Genomic DNA, 19,385 nt, shown 5'->3' on the forward strand with positions numbered 1-19,385 from the left:
CAGGCGCCCAGATCATCTTTTCTGGGACAGAGGCGGGTGACGTTGTCACGCTACCTCCCGCCGGCTATCAAAGTTCCAGTACGAGCGGACGATGAGCGCCAATTTGTTGCCGGCGCCACGAATCACAACCGGCTGCCCATTCGCGGTCTCGAGTTGAATCTGCACGCTAGAAAATTCTTTGAGCAGAGCCAACAATTGCGGCAACGAGAGCGCAACCTCAGCGCTGCCGTGCACTTCGGCAGCGACGACATCGGCGCCGTCGAGCGGACACCGTGCCAAATGGAGCTCAAGTTTGGAGCCTTGTCCCCACGACAATGCTACCAGCGCGGTCTCAATGCTAGGAGCCGCCGCGCTCAGCCGCAAAACTACCGCCAGCAAGTTCAGACGGTCGCAAACAACGGAGTTTGATGAGGGCGGCGGGATCAAGCGTTCGTAGGCAGGGTAACCGGCATCGACGAGTCGCGCAGTGAAGCAGAACTCCGAAGCTTCAAAGGCAATCAGCGTGCGGGATCGGCGGAGCACCACATTCGCTGCAGGAGATTTTTGCAACACACGGCGCAGCGCAATTGCAACTTCGGTCGGCACAATCAGGTTGCCGTCCTCCGAGAACGTTGAGGCTGCAACACTGGTACGGATCAACCGGACGCCATCAGTAGCGACGGCGACAAGTTGATCATCGAGGCTCTGCAAGAATACACCCGCCAGATAGAAACGCGAGCGAGCTTCCTCGGCCGCAGCGAGCGGCTCCAGCAGCTTAAGACACTCCGCGCGGCTGATCTCGACACGTCCAATTTCTTGATCAGTGGCAATTGGCAGCGGCAAGTCAGTGACTGGCACGATGGGCAACCGCAAACGGCTGGTGCCGGAGACCACGCTCAGCGTGTGGCCCGTCGCCTCGATCTCGAGGACGGCATCGGCCGCAAAACCTGCAACGAGGGCCGCCAGGCGACCGAGGGAGACGACAGTCTCACCTGGTGCAGCGATCAGCGCAGGGACGCCGGTCGCGATGGTGCCCATTGTGTTCTCAGTGCACCGGATCGAGACGGCGGCACCAGTCGCCGCAAGTTGTGCGACGACCGGGCTGTTGGCACGGAGGCTGATCGCGCTCGGAAGCGCGATCGCATTGGAAAGCACGCGAGCTGGTGCTGAAAATTTCATCTTCGCTACTCGTGGTAGGCGATGAGAGTATTGTCGCAGCCGTCGCAAGTTATCGAAAAGCTGGAACCACGGAGATGGAGATAGAGGTCCTCGATGCGGACAGCGCGTTTGCAGTGCGGGCAGAGCAGGCCCTTTGCAAGCAAGAACGAGCTAAAGCTGTGCTCACGTGCATTCTCGTTGTCGTGAGATTTGGACATAACGTTTCTCCTTTTCGGTTGCTGGTTGCCGGAAATCGTTTGGGGTTTGTAATCTGGTCGAGAGTTGACTACTGCGCCGCATTCTCGCGGGCACGACGCCAAGCCGCGGCAGCCTCGCGAGAGATCAGGACGCGCGTGCCGACGCGGAACGTGCGCGGCATCTCGTTGCGGTTCTTGTAGAAGAGCGGAACGGAGATGCGATGACGCGCGCAAAACTCCTGCACCGTGGGCGGGCCATGGGGTTGTCTGCTCCTACTCGTGTGGTGGCGTGTAGGAACCAATAGAGCGCGCTAGATCTGCTTCGTAGAGTGCTACGATCGATGTCAGTTTCGGGATTGATAGGGGAAGCGGCTAAATCTCACCGTGACTTCAGGACCTTGCGATCAAGGCTGTGTCATCATGTTTATCGGCCCCCTAACCGCGCGGATATCCGCGAGCGATCATATGAGATCGTTGATTCGGACGTGCATCGCGTACATCAGAAACGGATCATGTCTCTGTCGTCGCCCTCGATGGCGGTCGATCACTTTAGCAATCCCAGATGGCTTGAGTGCCTTGCCGAGAATGGCGTTGAGCGTAAGCGTGAGAAAATTGACCAGCGGAGCATAGGGAGTGCCGGGGCGTTCTGCGTCAGCATAGTCTTGCCCGTCATCCCGCGCGGCTGCGCCACGACTAGTGTGCGCCCGGCGACCAGATTCCTTCTTTCTCGAATAGCCCAGCTTCCCGCCTGACCTCTTCCAAAGGCGCATCAGTTCCCACTCCAGTCGCGCCTGGATAGGGTCGCTTTCGCCGGCAAACGGTCGAACCCAAACATCATAATCAGAAAGCCACTCCTCCAGTAGTTTCTCCTCCCACGACTTGAGATCGGGATCGAGGGAATCGTCATCGAGCAGACCATCTTTGAGCAATCCCGCCAGCGCCTCCCGCGATTGGCACTTTAATTTCCACGCCTTATGGATTTTTTTCCGCTGCGTTGGCGGATTTTTCCCCTGCAATTTCTTGACCCACATCGCCCTGGCGGCCCGCGCTTCCCAACAGTCTCGCCCAATCCGATCGATCTCACGCCGCCAATCGGTTCCATTTGGCCATTTGGTGCGGGTCGGACGAATGGTCTCCCATTGCGCTTCGGAGAGAGCAGTAAATGCCACGACGTTGGTCGCATTAGCGGAATGGGCTCGCGCCGCGCCGACCGGCGATGCTCCGGGTGGTAGGCGCCGACCGGCGGATATGTTGCCACGTTTAGGCATAGGTAGCACCGTCACTTCCCAATATGCTGGTTCAACAACGCAGAGAGCCGCAGCGCGTTGCCATCTTCTCGCGTCAAATCATGAATCTGCGGTCCGACATCAACAATCACGCCAGATCACCGACTAACTAACCGTAAGCTCGTTATCCGACGGGGGCCATTCAGCTCGCCAAGGCAAGGACGTTGTCGGCGACTGCTGCCTGCAGCTCCTCATGCTGCAGCAGCGCCTTGCGAGAGATGTCGTCGCTGTGTTCGGTGATGTACTTCGAATAGGTTTTTTCGATCATCGCGGTCGATGTGTTGTGCAGCGACGCCACCAATCTGATCGGCACGTTTTGCAACAACGCCCTGACGATGGAGGAATGTCTCAAGCAGTATGCCGTCACCACGTCAGGATCGAGCCCAATGGCGGTGACGACCTTGTTCACTTCGCGATGATAGCATTGGCCCGGATTGTTGCCCCAAGGGCTGCCGTCGCTTTGCACCAGCAGTGGCGCATCGTCGGCACGGCCTCTGGCTGCCGCTTTCAGCTTGGCTGCCAGTTGCACCGTGATCGGCACCGAATAGCGCTCGGTCTTTTTCGCGCTCCGATTCCTACCGCCGCCTTTACCGCTCTTCGGCATCGCCAATTTCGGCCGTAGCGGATGATCGTGCAAATCCTCGACACGCAGCCGTGCGGCTTGGCTCGGTCGTGCGCCAGTGATTGCCAGTGTGTCTACGAGCAAACCAAACTGATGATCAATTCCATAGGCGACACTAACGAATTCGCGAACCTTGTCGTCAGAGAGTATGACGTTGCGCGACTGTTGAGCGTCCGGCAAACTGGCAAGTCCGATGTCCCATGCGTCACGGTTCTGGATTCGCTTGGCATCGTGCTGTGCGGCCAATTCTAAGGCAGCGGACAAACAGGCGCAGAGTCGATTGATGGTGGCCGGTGCCATCGTGCCTAGCAGGCCGTCGCGCCATTTGTTCAGCTCGGCGCTCGTGAGCAGGGCCACGGGCTTGCTCAGCAGCACGCTGGTGAGGTGCAGGCGCGGCCAGTCGGCGTTATAGGGATTGGCACCGCGCGCGTCCAAATCGCGCCTGTAGGCCGTGAGCGCGCTGTCCACCGAGATCGGTGCGGTGTCGGCGCTGCCATCGGTGCCACGCGCCAGCTTCTTGGCTGCGTCCTGTGCCTCGAAGAAATTCAGAATCGTCTTGCCGTTGCTCTCGTCGTGGTCGTCGGCTTCCGCGATGGCCTTGGTCCAATAGGCACCGTGGCCGTCGCTGGCCTTCAGCACCCATGAGCCGTTCGTCTTGTTGCGCCTGTACATCAGTGCCACCCCACGCGCGAGCGAGGGACCGCTGTACGGCTTGCGCCGGACGGCGAGCTTCAATCGAGCGGTGCGGCTTTCCAAACTGCTGTTGCGATGCTTGCGCGCCATGATCGTGTCCCGGGTTGTGTCCCAATGGTGTGTGGGAATGCCAGTGAATCTGTATGGCATCATATGGGGATATACTTTGGCCGATCAATGACTTAGATATTCCACGCGCCTCTCTGCAATTCCATACGCATCATTATTTTCCCTGCGCAATGGCTTTACGGCTTATGCCGCGCTCCCCGGCGACGAATTCGTCTTGTCACCGTCATCGGCGGATTAGCGACATGTCCGCACCCGGTTGGGTCGATATACCTCCGCCAATCTAGCACCAGCAACGGGCGTCAGGACCACACGGTTTTGCCGTACGCTTCAGCATCGTTCGTCTGGTGCGCCGGTTGTTCGCTCACAGACTAAAAGCCTGCCCTGCGATTCCAAGCGCGCCTAATACTGCCGCGTCCACCGCATCCCATCCCAACGTATTTGACGATCCGGATACGCCCCTCGTTGAGGGATGAGACGGGCGGAGCCATAGCCGTGATTTGCCCGACGGGTTAAGCGGAATATTTTGCGGGAGGGACTGGACGGGGCAAATCACGTTGAAATGGCTGAGGAAATTCATACCAACTGACTCGTCCTCCGGAACCCCTCCACAGGTCGCCGGTGAGTGAGACTAACGGTTGCCAGTAACGGACCCCTTTCCGAATTGTCGATCGCGTCGATCAATGTCCGCTGTTCGAGCCAAAGGCGACGTTACTTTGAGGCGCAAAGACTTCGGCTTTTGACCCCAACTGCGACATCCGCGCGATCTATAATTCCGCTAACGCGAGTACAAAAAGCCCCGGCGATGCCGGGGCTTGAGTTGCCGGGGTTTCGAGAAAATCAGTACTTCCCGACGACCGGACCACCCCAGTTGAAGCGGTAGTTGATGCGAGCGGTGATGAGGTCCACATCTTGGTGGATAGAGTCAGTGCGGAATACGCCGCCGACCGGTATGACAGCGGCACCCAAAACACCTGTCGACGTGAAGCTGCGACTATGGTTACCCATGAACAGGTGATCGTACTCGACCGCAACCGACCAATTCGGTGCGAATCCGAATTCGAGTCCCGTTCCGACGGCACCACCCCAGCGTGTTTCACTCGCCGAATCGAACAGCGCGCCTGTGGCGGTCACCGTACCTCGGTATTTGTCGTCGGTCACGGCGGCGCCGCCCTTCACATACCAAAGGACGTTGTTCCAGGCATACCCGACCTGGCCGGTGAACAGGCCGAACGCTTCAATCTTGGAATTGTTAGTCCAGGCGGGAATGAAACCGCTAACATTAGATCCCTTCAAATCCGCCCAGTCGCCCTGCGCTTCGAGACCGAACACCCAACCGGCACTCTGCCAACGGTAGCCAATCTGACCGCCAACCACTCCGCCGGTCGCATCGTGACAACCTTCACGGAAGGTGGGCACGACAGTTGCGCCGGGGAAGTTCGTAATATCCCAGCACTTGTGGCTCGATCCCCAACCGCCGTTGGCGCCGATGTAGAAGCCACTCCAATCGTAGATAGCAACCACCGGGGGTGGCGCCTTGGTGTAAGGACGCGCGGCAAGATCAGCGGCCGACGCGGGAGCGGCTATGCCCAATGCTACTAAGCCAACCGTAGCCAAGAAGAATTTCTTCATCGCATTCCTCCATCTCCGTCGCTTCTTGATCTATCAGAAGCGATAGATGCACTCGCGACCGCCGATAATGTTGTTGCAGAGCTGCGCTTGATTTCAAATTCCACCTGAATGGTAGGCGATTTGACACGGATATTCTGTGCCTTAAGTGCAACTGACGGTTTTTCAAATATGGCCGAAAAATGGCCGGTTGCGTTCTCTTTTGGCAAAGCCCGCTGAAACTCTAAAGCGGACGCCAATTCAAATTCCCGCAAGCTTGCACCTGCGCCGTCAAAAAATTGTCGATTGGAGATGCTGTTTGCTGCGGCGCATGAGTCCGTTAGTGGGGCACTTTTGAGACATGCCGACCGGCTCTGACGATGTCCGTTCTACGGGGTGGACCGGAAGTCATCGGCGAGCAGCCAAAACGACGCGATTGACCACCCACAGCGGACTTCGTCTGAACGACGCATTGGCTAAACTCGCCTCGTTCCTGAAATTTCGAACATTTGGGACTGATCAGATCAAGAGAATGAGACTGTCCCTGGTCCAGCTTGGTTGGCTAAAATAGTGTCCGCACTCGCCTCCGATTAATATCCGAGCCGTTGATTTGTTTCACGCTTGATCTTGGTTCGAGCTGTCACGCAGATGTTCAATTCATAAACGTGAATTTAGTGGAGGCAACAAATAGGTTTCCCCATTTTCAGTCTATCGCGACCTCAGCTTTTGTTTTGCTTGGGCACGCCAGCGTCGGACAAGGCCCCCGGTGCGGACGGCTCCGTCCATTCCAAAGGAGAATGTCATGACAGGACGAGTGATGGTGGTCTTAGCAGGTGCGGCGCTTGTCGGCAGCCTTCTAGCTACTGATGCACAGGCACGCGGAGGCGGAGGACACGGAGGCGGTGGCGTCGGTCACATCGGCGGTTTCGGCGGAGCTCACATCGGAGCTCGCGCGGGTGGCTTCGGCGGAGCTCGCGTCGGAGGTATTGGCGGACGTTATATGGCGGGCATTTCCCGAGGTGCCGTTGGCTATGCGACGGGAACTGGCAACGGAACGGGGATTGGCAACAGGACGGGCATTCGCTACGGAACGGGCATTCTCCGTGATCGCTTTTTGATTTTAGCAGCGTCTGCGTTTGCGCAAAATGCGACAGCTGACGGCTCCGCCGGTGCTGGCTCCACGGGTGCTTATGGGCCTGCGCCCGCATCATCTGGTGCAGTCCAAAATCCGCCGGTCGGAGGCCCGTCGCAAGAGACGATTTCGGGTCCAGGCTTCACGATCGTTGGTCGCAATGGCGTTTCCACAAACACAGTAGGAATGGCTCCGGCCTCTTCCTCCCCTGCTCCGTCAAACACACAGAACCAGGCCGCTCCTGCGTTTCGGAGTGGCAATCTTGTTCGGCTGCGTTCAGGAGGACCATTGATGACCGTCAAAGATATCAAGGGCGATCAGGTGGATTGCTTTTGGACCGACGTGACTGGCCAGATTAACGCCGATAGTTTCCCCGTTGACGTGCTCCAGATGGGATAACAGTGCCTGCCGCGGCGCGATATTGCCTGTTGGCACGAACGGATGTGACGGGTTGACCTGACGATGTCAGCTCGTCAGGGTAAGGCGGACATTGCGGTTGGCGGCTCAAAGGTCGGAGTGTAGTCCACTCAGATTTTGAGTGGCCGATATTGCCTTTCCTGACTTGCCTCTCCTGACTTGCCTCTCGGACGCAAAATGCCGGGTTTTGCACATTCCGCACAATGCGCAGTCCTTGCGAAGGGCCTTCACGCGGCTAACGAATGATTGTCGCAGCGGAGGGGTAACGTTTCCCGCGCAAATTTTCGTTGGGAACGAACTGTGCAAACACCTCCTTGACGCGGTTCGCAGGAGTGACATCGCGAGTAAAGCGAAGCTCCGTTGTAGCCGCGATTTCGTCTAATCGAGGTGCGTAGAAGGCGCTTTCATACAGCGACCCGTTGAAGCGCAAATCGCCGTCGCCGAAGTAGGCGTCGGAAATAAACAAGAGGACAAACAGTGCCGATCCTACGACGGCAAAATATTTGAAAATGGGCATTGGGACGCGAGCCTCCTTCTTTTGAAGAAAGGATGCATCACTCGGCATAAAGGCCGGGTTTAAGGCCGCGCAGCTTTTGCCGGAACAGTTGTTGGCCGGTTGGCAATTTGCGAAAACTTTTAATCAATCTTCTTCCAAGCTGCGCGACCTTGGCCTAGCCGATCTGAACCACGCGAAGATTGTTGGTGGTGCCGGCTTCGCCAAACGGGACGCCGGCGACCACCACAATGACGTCGGTCGGCTTTGCAAAATCCTCGGCCAGCGCCGTCCTGGTCGCGCGATCAACCATTTCCTCGTAGCTGTGGACGTCGCTGGACAGAACGCTGTGCGCCCCCCAAAGCAGGCAAAGCTGCCGGGACACCCGTTGATCCGGCGTGACGGCGAGGATCGAGACCTTCGGCCGCTTGCGGGCGATGCGGGCCGCCGTGGTGCCGCTTGATGTGAATGCGACGATGGTCGATGCATGAAGAACGGCCGCGAGATCGGCGGCTGCGGCGGCAACCGCGTGCGGCGCGGTTTCCTCCTCACCGGGCTGGGCGGCATCGATGATCGAGCGATACATCTTGTGCCGTTCGGTGCTTTCGATGATGCGGCTCATCATCGCCACCGCTTCACGTGGATATTGCCCCGTCGCGGATTCCGCCGACAGCATCACCGCGTCCGCGCCATCATAGATCGCGGTCGCGACATCGGACGCTTCGGCGCGCGTCGGAGTTGGGGCCGCGATCATCGAGTCGAGCATCTGCGTTGCCACGATCACCGGCTTTCCGACCAGGCGGCAGCACCTGATCAACTCCTTCTGCCGGCCCGGCACGTCTTCGTGGGGAATCTCCACGCCGAGGTCGCCACGGGCCACCATGACCGCGTCGGAGAGACGGACAATGTCATCGATCTGTTCGAGTGCTGCGGGTTTTTCGATCTTGGCCATGATCCCGGCGCGATCACCGATCAGCCCGCGGGCCTCGATGACATCTCCGGGCTTCTGAACGAACGAAAGCGCCACCCAATCGACGCCCAATTCGAGGCCGAAGGCGAGATCGGCGCGATCCTTCGCCGTCAGCGGGGACAGATTCAGAACTGCGCTGGGGACATTCACGCCCTTGCGATTCGAGATGACGCCGCCGATGACGGCTTTCGCATCGATGAAATCGGGACCAACGCCGGTAACACGAACGCGGACCCTTCCATCGTCGATCAGGAGATCATCGCCAGGCTTGACTGCATCGAAGATCTCGGGATGAGGCAGCGGGATCGACATCCCGTCGCCGTCGGACCCGGACAGGACAAAGCGCACCTGTTGCCCGGCTGTGACGGCGAACTTCCCATCCTTGATGGTCCCGACCCGAATTTTCGGCCCCTGCAGATCTTGCAGAATGCCGATCGGCCGCCCGATCTTTAGTTCCAGCGCACGAATCGAGGCATGGACTTTGGCATGGTCCTCATGGGTGCCGTGACTGAAGTTGAGCCGGAACGTGTCGACGCCGGCGAGGAAGAGCGCTTCCAGCATTTCGGGCGATCCACTCGCCGGTCCGACGGTGGCGACGATCTTGGCCCGGCGATTGCGACGCATGGTTCAATCGGCCTGTTGGCCGCCTCTGGTGATCAGAACCGCTCTGATGTCGTTGACGTTGGTGCCGGTCGGCCCGGTGCGAATGAGGTCGCCGATCCCGGCAAAGAAACTGTAGCTGTCATGCGCGACGAGATGGGATCGCGGGTCAAGATTAGCGGTGCGGGCCCGCGCAAGGGTGTCTGGCGTGACAAATGCTCCAGCCGCGTCTTCGGTTCCGTCGATGCCATCACTATCGGCCGCAAGCGCGAAAATGCCGGGCTCGCCGGCCATGGCGATGGCGAACGCGAGCAGGAATTCGGTATTGCGCCCGCCGCGCCCGGCCCGTCCCTTGCCGATCGTGACGGTGGTCTCGCCGCCGGACAGCAGCACGGCGGGCGCCGCGACGGGAAACCCATTGAGACGGCACGAACGCGCAATTCCCGCCATCACGACACCCAACTCACGGCTCTCGCCTTCGAGCGCGTCGCCCAGGATCAGCGGCGCAAGGCCCGCCTGCGCGGCGATTTGCGCCGCAGCGGCCAGGGCGAGCGAGGGAGCGGCGACAACGCGGACGGAGTTTTGCGCGGAAAGGCTTTTCGGCGTCTCCTCACACGCGGCGAGTACCGCCTGCGCAGCGGGCGGTAGATCGATTTTGTAGCGTGCAATGATTTCGTGCACATCGGCCAGCGTGCTGGCGTCCGCAACAGTTGGTCCCGACGCGATGGCAGCGGGGTCGTCGCCGGGAATATCGCTGATCGCCAGCGTCACCACCCTGGCCGGGCGCGCGGCGAGCGCGAGGCGGCCGCCCTTGATGGCCGAGAGATGTTTGCGGACGGCGTTCATCTCGACAATATTCGCACCGCTCGCCAACAGGCTGGAATTGACGGCCTGCTTATCGGCCAAAGTCATCCCGCCCGCGGGCAGAACCATCAGCGAAGATCCTCCGCCCGACATCAGCGCGACGACCAGATCGTCGGCCGTCAGCCCCTTCACAGCCGCCAGGATCCGGCGACCGGCCTCCTCGCTCATGGCGTCGGGCGTCGGATGCGAGGCTTCCAGCACCTCGATGCGTCCCGCGGCCGCGCGCTGCCCGTGCCGGGTCACCACGACACCGCTGAGATCGACGTTACCCCAGGCTGCATCCAATGCCGCCGCCATCGCCACCGAGGCCTTGCCGGCCCCGATTACTACGCAGCGGCCCTTCGGTCTTTCCGGCAGATGCCGCAGCACGGCCGCCCCGGGATCGGCGCTGGCTACCGCAGCGTCGAAGACGTCCCGCAGCACGGCTCGCGCCGCAGCGTCGCTCCAGCGCGTTGGTGACGGACCGTCAGACATTGGAGCTTTGGATGGCCTCCACCACGGCATCGGTCACGTCTTTCGTCGTCGCGGTGCCGCCGACGTCCGGGGTCATGATGCCGGCGCCGGTGACCTTTTCCACGGCGCGCATCAGCCGTGCCGAGGCGTCCGCCTCGCCGAGATGATCGAGCATCTGCGAGGCGGTCCAGAAGCTGGCGACGGGGTTGGCGATGCCTTTGCCGGTAATGTCGAACGCCGAGCCGTGGATCGGTTCGAACATCGACGGAAAGCGGCGCTCGGGATCGATATTGGCGGTGGGCGCCACGCCGAGGCTGCCCGCCAGCGCGCCGGCGAGATCGGACAGGATGTCGGCGTGCAGATTGGTGGCGACGATGGTATCGAGGGTCTGTGGCTTGAGCGTCATGCGCACCGTCATAGCATCGACCAGCATCTTGTCCCAGCGGACGTCGGGAAATTCCTTCGACACCTCGTCGGCGATCTCGTCCCACATCACCATGCCATGGCGCTGCGCGTTCGACTTGGTGACCACGGTGAGGAGCTTGCGCGGCCTCGACTGCGCCAGCCTGAATGCGTATCGCATGATGCGCTGGACGCCGACCCGGGTGAAGATCGCCACCTCGGTGCCGACTTCCTCGGGCAGGCCGCGATGGACGCGACCGCCGCAGCCGGCGTATTCGCCCTCGGAATTCTCGCGCACGATCACCCAGTCGAGATCGCCGGTGCCGACATTGCGTAGCGGCGACGTGATGCCGGGCAGGATTTTGGTCGGCCGGACGTTGGCGTATTGATCAAAACCCTGGCAGATCGGCAGGCGCAGGCCCCACAACGTGATGTGATCGGGAACGTCGGGCGCACCGACGGCACCGAAGTAGATCGCGTCGAACTTCTTCAGTTTCGCCAGACCATCGGCCGGCATCATGGCGCCGTGCTTGCGGTAATAGGCCGAGCCCCAGTCGAAGGTTTCGACGTTGAACTTGACGTCGCCCATGCGCTTCTGCAGGCTTTCGAGCACCGTGGTGCCGGCGGCGATGACTTCGGGGCCGATGCCGTCGGCGGGGATGGCAGCGATTGAATATTCACGCATCTGATTTCTCCATGTGAATCGGGTTTGAGGGATTATCGTTGGGGAAGCGCGTCCGCGGCGGTTGCGGCAGGTGTGCGTTGTGATCGCGCCAGGATGAGGGTGAGAACGGCGGACAGCACCAGCAATCCGGCAACGAAGTACAATCCGCCCTGGAAGCTGCCGGTGAGATCCTTGATCCAGCCGATCATCGCCGGGCCGACGAAGCCGCCGAGATTGCCGATCGAATTGATGGTCGCGATTCCCGCCGCGGCGGCGGAGCCCGACAGGAACATGGTCGGCATGCTCCACAGCGGCGGCTTTGCCGAGCTGATGCCGATATTGACCAGCGTCAGCGCCAGCAGGACGGCGAGCACCGTGCCGGCAAACCCGGCGAACATCAGACCGAGGGAAGCGAGCACGCAGGCCCCGACCACGTGCCAGGTACGCTCGCCGGTACGATCCGAGTGACGCGCCCACAGCACCATCGCAACGACCGCGACGATACCGGGCAGCGCGTTCAGGAAGCCGACCTGCAGCGACGAGAGGCCGAACTCCTTGATGATCTGCGGCGCCCAGATGCCGAGGGTGTAGAGGCCCGCCGATGTCCCGAAATAAACCAGCGACAAGGCGATGACGCGCAGGTCGGCGAGGCCGTGCCAGACACTATGACTGGCGGTTCCAGCCTTGTTGGCCGCTTCCGCATTCATCGTGTTCACCAGCCAGCGACGTTCGTCGTCGCGCAGCCATTTTGCTTTCTCCGGCCGGTCGGTCATGTAGAACAGCACCACGACGCCGAGGATGAGGGCGGGGACCGCCTCGACGATGAACATCCATTGCCAGCCGCTGAGGCCGAGCACCCCGTGCATCTCGAGCAACGCGCCCGACACGGGTGATCCAAGCACGGTGGACAGCGGCGCCGCGGCCATGAAAATGGCGGTGACGGCGGCGCGCTGACGCGCCGGGAACCAGTAGCTGAGATAAAGAATGATGCCCGGGAAGAATCCGGCCTCCGCCGCGCCTAGCAGGAAACGCAGCGTGTAGAAGCTGTTCGGCCCCTGAACGAAGGCCATGGCCCCTGATATCAAGCCCCAGGTGATCATCACCCGGGCGATCCAGATCCGGGCGCCGACCTTGTCGAGGACGAGGTTCGACGGCACTTCGAACAGAAAATAACCGAGGAAGAAAATGCCGGCGCCGAAGCCGAATACGGTCGGCGAGAAACCCAGCTCCTTGTTCATCGTCAGCGCCGCAAAGCCGATATTGACGCGGTCGATGAAGGCAATGAAGTAGAGCAGCATCACGAAGGGGACGATGCGCAGCGTGATTCTGCGCAGCACGCGCGTTTCGAGCTCGGCACTCATGGGGTGGGCTCCTCGCCTGGTCTGTCTTGCTTTTGATTTCCACGCCATCCGGCGCGTTGAAGGCCACCCTGCGACGGTGGCCGTCAGGACTCAATTGGCTGCCGTTTATACAAAAAAATGATATAATCTCCGTCGAGGAGAGAATAATGATGGATCTGCATCAGTTGCGATGCTTCGTGGCGGCGGCCGAAGAGCTGCATTTCGGCCGGGCGGCGCAGCGGCTTGAAATGCTGCCCTCGGCGCTGGGACGCTTTGTCCGGCTGCTCGAAGAGGACCTCGGCACAAGGCTGATGACGCGCACCACGCGCAGCGTCACATTGACCGACGACGGCGCCGTTCTGCTCAAGGAGGCCCGCGCCCTGCTCGCGCAGGCCGATACCCTGGCCGCGAAATTCCGGATGCGCGGTCGAAAGCAGGCGGCAACCGTTCGCGTCGGTGCGATCGATAGTGCGGCGGCCGGACTGCTGCCGATGCTGCTGCACGACTTTCGAAAGCAACGGCCTGATGTCACGGTCCAGTTGGCCGAGGAGAAGACCATCCGCCTGCTGCCGCGATTGCTGTCCGGCCGCCTCGACCTGGTCTTTGTCCGCCCGCCCGAAAGTCCGGACAAGCGGCTGGAGTTCATGTTCCTGTTCCATGAAACGGCCGTGGTCGCGCTCTCCGATCATCATCCATTGGCATCGAAGAAGCGCATCAGCATTGCCGAACTCGCGGACCAGCCGCTGATCGTGCCCGAACGTCGTTCGCGACCGCATAGCCACGATCTCACGATGAAGCTGTTCGCCGAAGCCGGGCTCGAGGCGCGCATTGCCCAGATTGCCGATGAGAAGCAGACCATCGTCAATCTTGTGTCTGCCGATCTTGGAGTCGCGATCGTCCCGAAATGGACGTCACGCATGGCTGCACGCGGTGTTCGCTACGTCCGACTCGCGTCATCCGACATGAACAAGCTGCCGCTGGCCGCAGCCTGGACCCGCGGAACACGCGATCCGATCAGGGACGACATGCTGGAGATGCTCAAGGACCGGCTGTCGCACTATGCGCGAGAGGCATGAAGGGAGAGCCTCGGCCATATGGACGCCGCGCCCGTCTTGAGTCACAACATCTCCCGCTGGTGACCAGGGTTCGGACGTTCGAGAACGTGCGCCATCGTTCGCAAACAACGGCTTGGAAAAAGCCAGACGACGGGAGGCCTGCATGCTGATTCCCCTGGCCGACGTGCCGCGCTGGTACGCCGAGCGCAAACCGAAAGACACGGTTGCGGTCAGCCATGGCGCGGATACGCTGACCTGGGAACAACTGGAGCGCGGCGCCAACCGACGCGCCCGCGCCTTTGCCGCCAAAGGCGTCAAACCCGGCGATTTCGTCGCCATCGGGCTACCCAACGGCAATGCGTTTTTCGAAACCAGCTTTGCAGTGTGGAAGTGCGGCGCGACGCCGACCTCGCTGTCGTGGCGGTTGCCACGCGGCGAGGCGGCTGCGGTGTTGGAGATTCTCAAACCGGCGCTGGTGGTCGGCGGCGAAGCCGACTGGAATGCGCCGAACGCGCTGCCCGCCAATTTCGTACCCGATGGTTTTTCCGACGAACCGCTGAACAACCCGGTGGCGCGCTACTGGAAGGCGATGACCAGCGGCGGTTCGACCGGCCGGCCCAAGGTGATCCTCGATCATAATCCCGCGGTGGTGGACACCGCAGCCGCGCCCCTGCTGGGAATGCCGCTCGGCGCGTCGCTGCTCAATCCCGGCCCGCTCTATCACAACGCGCCCTTCATCGTATCGCACTCGGCCTTGTTTGCCGGCGGGCGCGTGACCGGCCTGGTCAAATTCGACGCCGAGGAGACGCTGCGCCTGATCGAAGCCAATCGGGTGCAATGGGTCAACTTCGTGCCGACCATGATGCACCGGATCTGGGCGCTGCCGGAGGAGGCGCGCAATCGCTACGACCTGTCGAGCCTGCAAATCGTGTTTCACATGGCAGCGCCGATGCCGCCATGGTTGAAAGAGAAATGGATCGGATGGCTCGGCCCTGAGCGGATCTGGGAGCTCTATGGCGGCACCGAGCGGCAGGGCGCATGCGTGATTTCAGGCGTCGAATGGCTGGCGCACCGGGGTTCGGTCGGCAAGATCGGCGAAACCAGCGGCCTTCGGATCATCGGCGAGGACGGCCGCGATGTCGCACCCGGCGAGACCGGAGAAATCTATTTCCTGCCCAATGACGGCGCCGGCAGCACCTATCATTATCTCGGCGCCGAGCCGAAGCGCCGCGCGGACGGCTGGGAATCGCTCGGCGATATCGGCCGGCTGGATGCCGACGGCTATCTCTATCTCGGCGACCGGCTGGCCGACATGATCCTGCGCGGCGGCGCCAATATCTATCCGGCCGAGGTCGAGGCCGCCGTGACCGCGCATCCCGACGTGCGCTCCTGCGTCGTGGTCGGCCTGCCCGATCCCGAATTCGGACAGCGCGTGCACGCCATCCTCGAACTGCGGGAGGCCGCCGACGCCGCCGATGTCGTCGACGGCATGGGCGGCTTCCTGGCCGACCAGCTCAGCCGCTACAAGCATCCGGAAAGTTTCGAGATCGTCTCGGTCGGCCTGCGCGACGATTCCGGAAAAGTCCGCCGGACCCTGCTGCGCGACGAGCGCGCGGCGTGGCTGCAGGAAAACCGCCCGTTCCGGCTGATGCCGCGGCGCGCACCGGCCAAGGCCGAGTGACGGCCTGCGCGAGATTTCGCCGGTTAAACGCCCCCGTGCGTTGCTGCGGCAGTTGCTTTTTCATATTATACAATCTTAAGATAAGTTCCGACGTGATTGCTTTATCCGGTTTCGCTGGTAGCGCCGCCGCCTCTTTGGCGCGGAATTTCGATTTTCAGGCACGAGATTTTTTTAGAGGCGTCATCGCCGAACGACGCCTCAGCATTGGGGGGGACGCCATGAACGCAATGACCTGGGCAAAAACATTAGCCGCCATAGGCTCGGTCCTGCTGATCGCTTGCATCGTGTGGATGGCAAGGGAAATCCCCCCGCCGGTGACGTCGATCGGCTGCCGCGAAAGCCTCAAGGTGGAACTGGCAGACCAAACCCAAAAAGACAGGGATAATGCGGGCAACCTTCGCATTGTCGGCGTTTCGCCGAAATCCGTCACCCTCGGCAGCCGGTTGTGCGTCGTCGTCGCGGGCGTCGCCGCGGCTGCCACCGAGGCGCAAAAGCCCGGCGCGACCCCTCCCGCTTCCGTGGCCGTCAATTTGTTCCTGAACGAGGAGGTGACCAAGCTCTCGGCCAAGGCTGCGCCGGTTCCCGGCCCCCAAATGCTGACCTATCAATTCGGCGAGCACACCGATGCGTCATCCGACGAAGGCAAATTCTGGCGCGGCTTGCTCGCAGGCAAGACCATCGACGGCGTCATGGCGTTGAGCGTCGGCGTCTCTACTACGCAAAGCAGCGCGCCTACCGCCCTGGCACCGGGCAATATCGAGTTGGTCGTCTACAAGACCAAGATTCTCGCGGTTGGCGGCCTCGCGATGTTCATTCTGCTCGCGGCCTTCGTAGTGTTCGCGGCCAACTCCACCGTTCTTCGCGATACCCCCGATTTCGGTCCAAATGGTCCAACCGGCACCTACAGCCTTGGCCGGACCCAGATGGCGCTGTGGCTGGTGCTTTCGGTCGCCGGCTTCATATTCCTCTGGCTGACGCTCGGCTTCTATCTGCACGTCATCACCACCGCGGTCCTGGTGCTACTCGGCATCAACGGCGCCACCGGGCTGGCGGCGATCGTGATCGACCAGCCCAAAACTGCAGCTGCCGCTCCTGGTGCTCAAGGTGCTCAAGGTGCCCAGGCTGTTGCCGCCCCACCCGCCAGGACCTCGCTCGGTTTCATCGAAGATCTGATCTGCGACGCTGAAGGCGCCAAACTGCAGCGGCTCCAGATGGTGATCTGGACCTGCGTTCTGGCGGTTATCTTCGTCTGGAACGTGGTCGGGAATTTCGTGTTTGCCGACTTCGACACCAATTTGCTGCTGCTGATGGGAATCGCCAGTTCGACCTATCTGGGATTCAAGATGCAGGAAAAGTAGCTCGTCTGGCAGAGGTTGATCCCGGCGGTATTCGCTATAGATGATCCGCACTTCCTGGACGGCAGCCGCCGCGATAGACTGTGAACCGGCTTTGCGGCGGTTCCAGTATGCCGTTTTCGATCTTTCCTCTCGACGAAAGCCGGGGTTTACTCTGGGTTCCGGCTGATTTGTTGAATGGAGATTCGGGATGGTTTCGTTGACCGAATGGAAGGTACCGCCGGCCAATCAGCCGCGCCCGGGCGATTACAGTTTCGACCTCGACCGCACGCTTTCGTCGGTGGTCGGACTGCATTCGATCATTCCGCCCGACGCCTTCAGCGCGGAGACGCTCGGCACCGAACGCGCCGGCAATGGCGTGCTGATCGATGACGGCCTGGTGCTGACCATCGGCTATCTCATCACCGAGGCCGAAACCGTCTGGCTGCATCTCGGCGACGGCCGCGTGGTGTCGGGCCACGCGCTCGGCTTCGATTTCGAAAGCGGCTTCGGCCTGGTGCAGGCGCTCGGCCATCTCGATCTCGATCCGCTGCCGCTCGGTTCTTCGGCCGCCACCAAAATCGGCGACCGCGTGGTGGTCGGCGGCGCCGGCGGGCGGACGCGATCGGTCGCAAGCCAGATCGTGGCCAAACAGGAATTCGCGGGTTACTGGGAGTACCTGCTCGATGAGGCGATCTTCACCCATCCCGCGCACCCCAATTGGGGCGGCGCCGGGCTGATCGACAGCCGCGGCGAATTGATCGGGATCGGGTCCCTGCAGCTCGAACGCGAGCGCGAGGGCAAGGCCGAACACGTCAACATGATCGTGCCGATCGACCTGCTCAAGCCGGTGCTGGACGATCTGCGCAAGTTCGGCCGCGTCAACCGGCCGTCGCGGCCGTGGCTCGGCATGTACTCGACCGAGATCGACCACCGCGTGGTTGTGGTCGGCATCGCCGAGAAGGGACCGGCGGGGCGCGCCGAACTGAAGACCGGCGACGTGATCCTTGCCGTCAACGGCGACAAGGTCACCAGCCAGACCGGCTTCTACCGGAAAGTGTGGTCGCTGGGGCCGGCCGGCGTCGACGTGCCGCTCACGGTCTATCATGAGGGTGTCACCTTCGACGTGACGCTGACCTCGATCGATCGCGCCAAACTGCTGAAGGCGCCAAGACTGCACTAAACAAGACTGCACTAAACAAGACTGCACTAAACAAGACTGCACTAAACAAGGCTGCACTAGATACGAGATACGGGAGCCCTCGATGAGCGAGGCCGTGGTGGACGACATCGTGGCCGTGCTGCCGCCGCTGTTGCAATCGCTGGAATCCCTTGGCTTCATTGCGCGCCATCTCAACCCGCCGGATTTCGGCCGGGTGATGCACGCCGCCGGCGCGCCGGACCAGGCGTTGCGCGCGGTTCGGCCGCGGCTGGCGCAATGGCCGGAGCAATTCGCCGGCATCCGAACATCACTCGAATCCGCCAGCGATGCGGCGCTGGCCGCCTATCAGGGCCTGCGCGCGGTGCAAAACGGCCATGGCGACATCGTCGCGGTGTTTCGCGCGCTGCGCCACGCCACGCGCGCGCAGGAGGCGCTCTATCCGCTGTCGGTGAAATTGCCGCCGGTCAGCGAGTTCTTTGTCGATCCCTCGCTGCGCGACGACACCGATCTGTTGGCGCGGCTCGCCCGGCCCGGCAACGAAAACACCGGCATCATGCATGACCACAACGAGCCCGGCAGCCGCGGCGGCTTCTCGCTCTATGTACCGGAATACTACACGCCGGATCGCGCCTGGCCGCTGGTGATGGCGCTGCACGGCGGCAGCGGCACCGGCCGCGGCTTTCTGTGGAGCTGGCTGCGCGATGCGCGCAGCCGCGGCGCGATCCTGGTTGCGCCCACGGCGACGGGAAATACTTCGAATAAGAGTACTTGGGCCTTGATGGGCGACGATACCGATACGCCGAACCTCGCGCGAATTCTCGATTCCGTGCGATCGCGCTGGAACGTCGATTCCAGAAAAATGCTGCTGACCGGCATGAGCGACGGCGGCACCTTCTGCTACGTGACCGGATTTGAGAGCAGTTCGCCCTTCACCCACCTCGCCCCGGTCGCCGCGACGTTTCATCCGCTGATGGCGGAAATGGCCGACGCCGAGCGGCTGCGCGCGGCCTCCCGATCCATATCGTGCATGGCCGGCTCGACTGGATGTTCCCGGTGCAGGTGGCGCGGCAAACGCAGCAAGCGCTCGCGGCCGCCGGTGCCGACGTCACCTACCGCGAGCTCGACGATCTCAGCCACACCTATCCGCGCGAGATGAACGGGCCGATGCTGGACTGGCTGCGCGGAGCATAGTCAACAAGCCAGCGGCGC

At 61.6% G+C, this 19,385-nt stretch carries 16 protein-coding genes and 1 pseudogene; 6 read left to right on the plus strand and 11 right to left on the minus strand.

Annotated features, from left to right (window positions below; translation table 11 throughout):
* Positions 1–45: 45 nt before the first annotated feature.
* From V1289_RS14985 to V1289_RS15010, 6 genes are all read right to left on the minus strand, one after another.
* Positions 46–1,158 carry a DNA polymerase III subunit beta family protein gene (locus tag V1289_RS14985; protein WP_334397654.1) on the minus strand — a complete coding sequence of 371 codons (1,113 nt, stop codon included), beginning with the start codon at positions 1,156–1,158 and terminating at the stop codon, positions 46–48.
* Positions 1,159–1,163: 5 nt separating this feature from the next.
* Complete coding sequence (locus tag V1289_RS14990) at positions 1,164–1,355, minus strand: hypothetical protein (RefSeq protein ID WP_334397655.1); 192 nt, start codon at positions 1,353–1,355, stop codon at positions 1,164–1,166.
* 440 nt (positions 1,356–1,795) lie between these two features.
* On the minus strand, positions 1,796–2,503 hold the full coding sequence (locus V1289_RS14995) for a hypothetical protein (RefSeq protein WP_334397656.1): 708 nt from the start codon (positions 2,501–2,503) through the stop codon (positions 1,796–1,798).
* 259 nt (positions 2,504–2,762) lie between these two features.
* Positions 2,763–4,025, minus strand: a complete 1,263-nt coding sequence (locus tag V1289_RS15000; RefSeq protein ID WP_334397657.1) for a site-specific integrase — start codon at positions 4,023–4,025, stop codon at positions 2,763–2,765.
* Positions 4,026–4,841: 816 nt separating this feature from the next.
* A complete protein-coding gene (locus tag V1289_RS15005; RefSeq protein ID WP_334397658.1) occupies positions 4,842–5,633 on the minus strand; it encodes an outer membrane protein in 792 nt (263 codons plus the stop codon).
* Entirely contained in the window at positions 5,630–5,884 is a 255-nt protein-coding gene (locus V1289_RS15010; protein WP_334397659.1) for a hypothetical protein, read from the minus strand. The genes V1289_RS15005 and V1289_RS15010 overlap by 4 nt, the downstream gene beginning before the upstream one ends.
* Before the next feature lie 1,043 nt (positions 5,885–6,927).
* Between V1289_RS15010 and V1289_RS15015 the strand changes: the two genes are divergently transcribed.
* On the plus strand, positions 6,928–7,140 hold the full coding sequence (locus V1289_RS15015) for a DUF2158 domain-containing protein (RefSeq protein WP_334407464.1): 213 nt from the start codon (positions 6,928–6,930) through the stop codon (positions 7,138–7,140).
* A gap of 253 nt (positions 7,141–7,393) precedes the next feature.
* On the opposite strand, the gene V1289_RS15020 is transcribed toward V1289_RS15015, so the two are convergent.
* From V1289_RS15020 to V1289_RS15040, 5 genes are all read right to left on the minus strand, one after another.
* A complete protein-coding gene (locus tag V1289_RS15020; RefSeq protein WP_309181954.1) occupies positions 7,394–7,675 on the minus strand; it encodes a hypothetical protein in 282 nt (93 codons plus the stop codon).
* 154 nt (positions 7,676–7,829) lie between these two features.
* Positions 7,830–9,245 carry a pyruvate kinase gene (pyk, locus tag V1289_RS15025; protein WP_334397660.1) on the minus strand — a complete coding sequence of 472 codons (1,416 nt, stop codon included), beginning with the start codon at positions 9,243–9,245 and terminating at the stop codon, positions 7,830–7,832.
* Between the two features lie 3 nt (positions 9,246–9,248).
* Complete coding sequence (locus V1289_RS15030) at positions 9,249–10,559, minus strand: glycerate kinase type-2 family protein (RefSeq protein ID WP_334397661.1); 1,311 nt, start codon at positions 10,557–10,559, stop codon at positions 9,249–9,251.
* Entirely contained in the window at positions 10,552–11,625 is a 1,074-nt protein-coding gene (locus tag V1289_RS15035; RefSeq protein ID WP_309181949.1) for a tartrate dehydrogenase, read from the minus strand. Before V1289_RS15035 ends, V1289_RS15030 begins: the two co-directional genes overlap by 8 nt.
* A gap of 32 nt (positions 11,626–11,657) precedes the next feature.
* Positions 11,658–12,965, minus strand: a complete 1,308-nt coding sequence (locus tag V1289_RS15040) for an MFS transporter (RefSeq protein ID WP_334397662.1) — start codon at positions 12,963–12,965, stop codon at positions 11,658–11,660.
* Positions 12,966–13,114: 149 nt separating this feature from the next.
* Between V1289_RS15040 and V1289_RS15045 the strand changes: the two genes are divergently transcribed.
* From V1289_RS15045 to V1289_RS15065, 5 genes and pseudogenes are all read left to right on the plus strand, one after another.
* Positions 13,115–14,020 carry a LysR family transcriptional regulator gene (locus tag V1289_RS15045; protein WP_334407466.1) on the plus strand — a complete coding sequence of 302 codons (906 nt, stop codon included), beginning with the start codon at positions 13,115–13,117 and terminating at the stop codon, positions 14,018–14,020.
* Between the two features lie 142 nt (positions 14,021–14,162).
* Positions 14,163–15,680 carry an AMP-binding protein gene (locus V1289_RS15050; protein WP_334397663.1) on the plus strand — a complete coding sequence of 506 codons (1,518 nt, stop codon included), beginning with the start codon at positions 14,163–14,165 and terminating at the stop codon, positions 15,678–15,680.
* Between the two features lie 218 nt (positions 15,681–15,898).
* Complete coding sequence (locus tag V1289_RS15055; protein WP_334397664.1) at positions 15,899–17,038, plus strand: hypothetical protein; 1,140 nt, start codon at positions 15,899–15,901, stop codon at positions 17,036–17,038.
* A 187-nt stretch (positions 17,039–17,225) separates the two neighbouring features.
* Positions 17,226–18,197, plus strand: coding sequence for a S1C family serine protease (locus tag V1289_RS15060; protein WP_334397665.1), 972 nt, complete (start codon positions 17,226–17,228; stop codon positions 18,195–18,197).
* Between the two features lie 82 nt (positions 18,198–18,279).
* Positions 18,280–19,367: pseudogene (locus V1289_RS15065) on the plus strand (dienelactone hydrolase family protein).
* The last annotated feature ends 18 nt before the right edge of the window (positions 19,368–19,385 follow it).

The sequence above is a fragment of the Bradyrhizobium sp. AZCC 2289 genome (assembly GCF_036924615.1).
In the GTDB taxonomy this organism is placed as follows: domain Bacteria; phylum Pseudomonadota; class Alphaproteobacteria; order Rhizobiales; family Xanthobacteraceae; genus Bradyrhizobium.